This window comes from Massilia sp. CCM 8734 (assembly GCF_011682155.1).
In the GTDB taxonomy this organism is placed as follows: Bacteria; Pseudomonadota; Gammaproteobacteria; order Burkholderiales; family Burkholderiaceae_D; genus Telluria_A; species Telluria_A rubra.
Genome location: NZ_WHJI01000106.1, coordinates 1 through 2,460, shown reverse-complemented (window position 1 = coordinate 2,460; position 2,460 = coordinate 1). Strand labels below are relative to the sequence as shown.

2 protein-coding genes are annotated in these 2,460 nt (G+C 52.6%); both read right to left on the bottom strand.

Going from position 1 to position 2,460, the window contains the following annotated elements; all coding sequences use genetic code 11:
• On the bottom strand, positions 1–1,240 hold a 1,240-nt coding region (locus F2P46_RS35515; RefSeq protein WP_166899193.1), incomplete at its 3' end, for a HEAT repeat domain-containing protein.
• A gap of 311 nt (positions 1,241–1,551) precedes the next feature.
• Positions 1,552–2,307, bottom strand: coding sequence for a hypothetical protein (locus tag F2P46_RS35510; RefSeq protein ID WP_166899191.1), 756 nt, complete (start codon positions 2,305–2,307; stop codon positions 1,552–1,554).
• Positions 2,308–2,460 lie beyond the last annotated feature (153 nt).

Below are 2,460 nucleotides of genomic sequence, written 5' to 3'. Positions count from 1 at the left end.
GTATCTGTGCGGCCATGGCGCGAATCGCTTGCGGGGCGTTTTCGAGCAGGTCGAGGGCGGTTTTGGCATCGATCTCGCGGCCAAGCAGCACGCGTTTGCCGCGACCGACGAGGTGCGGGCTGGCGGCGGTTGCGGCCTTCACCGCAGCCTGGTCCGCTTGAGGATGTCCGCTATCAGCGTCGAGCCGGGCTTCGGTAATCAATTGGTCGGGGTCCAGGCTCGCGGGATCGGGCTCCGGCAAGGCCAAGCCGCTGGCGGTGAGGTCGATTCCGGTCAGTGTTTGCCATACCCAGCCGGCGTAGCGGCCTACGTCCTCATCGGCTAGCTGATCGATGACGAAAGGCAGGTGAGCCAGGTCGCCATGCCATAGCGCGAACGTGAGGGCCATGCGGGGTGGCAGCTGTGCCAGAAGATCGCGGGCTTCGGGGGCACCAATTGGCGTGAGCCAGGCAAGCTCGCGTACCCACCGTTGAAGACGACGGCTGGCTTGGGCGCGGATGGCGCCGGTCGCCCCGCTGTAGAGGCTGGCTTGCATCAGCACGCTTTGAAGCAGAACCGGAAGTGTTGCTTGGGCGTCGCCAAGTTTGCCCAACGCGATGGCTGCTTCGGCACGCACCTGCAGATCAGGGTCGCTCAATGCCTCGCGAAGCAGGGGAATCACGCTTCCCGGTTGACCTGCGACGGCGCAAGCGCGGCAGGCAGCTGCTCTGACATGCGAGGTTTGGGATTGCAAGTAAGTTTGCAGGGGATTATCCAAGTGTGAAACAACACTATTGCCTCGTAGCGCCGCAGCACGCAGAACGGCTACCTGGGAGGCAGGAGCCGCCTCGATAGCCGACAACCTTTGCGCAATACGAGAAAAAAGGTCAGGGGAGCACGCGGCGAGTGCGGAAACCGCGCCGCGTACGAGGTCGTCTGGACGACGACTAACGCGCTTAAATATGTCGTCCAGCATATCAGTATTTTCGGATCGTAGCGCGAGCCAAGTGCAGGTGAATACCTCTCCAGACTTTTGCCAACGTTCCAATGCACTGACGGCAATTTTCCAACCAGTTGGACCGGCTACTTTTATTCCATCGAGATGCGCCTCGAGCAACTGATTGAAGTGATTGAGGCGAGCCAGTCCCACACCCGACGCATTGACTGTCCAGTCCAGTTGGGACCAATAAAAAGCAGAATCTTCGGTATGGCGCGTAATTAAAGCGTCGATTACGGGGAATGTATATGGTAAAGCAGCCATTGGATTAAACTTGAGTGAAATTGACGGTGGTTCTTATGCAAATTGCCTCACAAAGCTCCTTTGATTTAAGTTGGCAATATGTCGGGAAATATATTTGCGTCTAGTATTTACTTTCGTGATCTTACGCCTTTTTCTCATTTGGACGCCTTACGTCGTAGCATTTGAAAAAATTGCAGTGTCGTTCCAATTGGTGGGCAGCATAAATTGTGTGATGACCCTCTGAAAAAATTTAGGAGGTCATGTAAATTACGGTGGCGCCAAAATATGATATTCTTACTGGATGAATCTTTTGCCTAGGAACGATCGAGACGTTAGATCGTCGCTGGTAAGTTTCCACCACTTTTTAGACTACTCTCCATTTCGCTACAAATCAAAATAGATTGCCACTTATCGTTTTGCAATAGAGCCGCACCGTTTGCGCCTGCGAGAAGCATAACCCCATCACCGACAGCCAAATAGCCGGCACAAATAGCAATTTCAGACGGTAAGTCAGCTTTGGCAATTTTGTTTTTGTGGATCGTCCACACGCCGTAATCATTCGTGCACCACACTCGATCACCATACCATACCATGCTCCTAAAGCCGAGGTTTACTCCGCCTTCATTAATTTTCTTCCAACGATTTTCCCTGCCCACGAATGTTAACCCATCGACGCCGGATATGTAAACGTTTCCATCCCCTCCACAGCATACTGTTGAGATCCATGCGTTACTTGGGAATGCAACTTCTTGCCATCGTAATCCATCAAATCTGCATACGTCGCCTTTGCCGCCAACCGCATACAAATCATTCTCGTTAAATCCATCAATATCGTCGAAACCGCCTCTGGTAACGTCAGGGTACACTGGTAAGAGATGAGTATGTGAAAACCATGATTTTTGGCTTACCATCTTCGCTACGGATCGATTTCCGCCGCACATAAATGCGTACCCGTCGATCATTTTTAAACGGCGTGGACCACCTCGATTTGGGTTTTTACTGCCAGAATTAGAAAAAGAACTGTCATTGTATTCTTCTCCATCCCCAAATACGTGGACCTTGCCGTCGAGTTCGCTGGCGACCAACATTCCCTGTCTCGAGTCCGCTGTAATATAGGAGGCACTTGCAAAACTGGTCACGTGTGTGAATTTGATCGCCGGACTCGGCATGATGGAGGGGCGTGGGCGCCCATTTCTGGCATGATATTGGTTCTGAAGACAACATCAAAACGCCCACACCAT

Bases quoted from the DNA above. Each gene is read 5' to 3' on its own strand.
- F2P46_RS35510 (WP_166899191.1), bottom strand. From the start codon at position 2,307: ATGTTGGTCGCCAGCGAACTCGACGGCAAGGTCCACGTATTTGGGGAT.